The organism is Paraburkholderia sp. BR10882, assembly GCF_040948855.1.
GTDB lineage: Bacteria > Pseudomonadota > Gammaproteobacteria > Burkholderiales > Burkholderiaceae > Paraburkholderia > Paraburkholderia nodosa_A.
This window is the reverse complement of the sequence record NZ_JBFPKP010000099.1, coordinates 1-255: the sequence shown is the minus strand read 5'-3', so window position 1 is coordinate 255 and position 255 is coordinate 1. Positions and strand designations below refer to the sequence as shown.

Genomic DNA, 255 nt, shown 5'->3' with positions numbered 1-255 from the left:
CGCGATCTGCTGCGACTCGCCGCGGTTGCGGATCTGCACGCCCACGAAGATGTGCGCGCGCTCGGCGTCGTCGATGCGGTAGTTGAACTCGGTCACGCTGCGCGTACCGACCAGCTCGCAGAAGCGCCTGAAGCTGCCGCGCTCCTCGGGGATCGTCACCGCGAACACCGCTTCGCGCGCCTCGCCCACCTCGGCACGCTCGGCCACGAAGCGCATGCGGTCGAAGTTCATGTTCGCGCCCGAGGTGATCGCCAC

Annotated in this window: 1 pseudogene; it reads right to left on the bottom strand. The window is 68.6% G+C overall.

The window, feature by feature from the left end:
- Positions 1 to 255, bottom strand: a pseudogene (locus tag AB3X99_RS41065) (hypothetical protein); the annotation flags it as partial.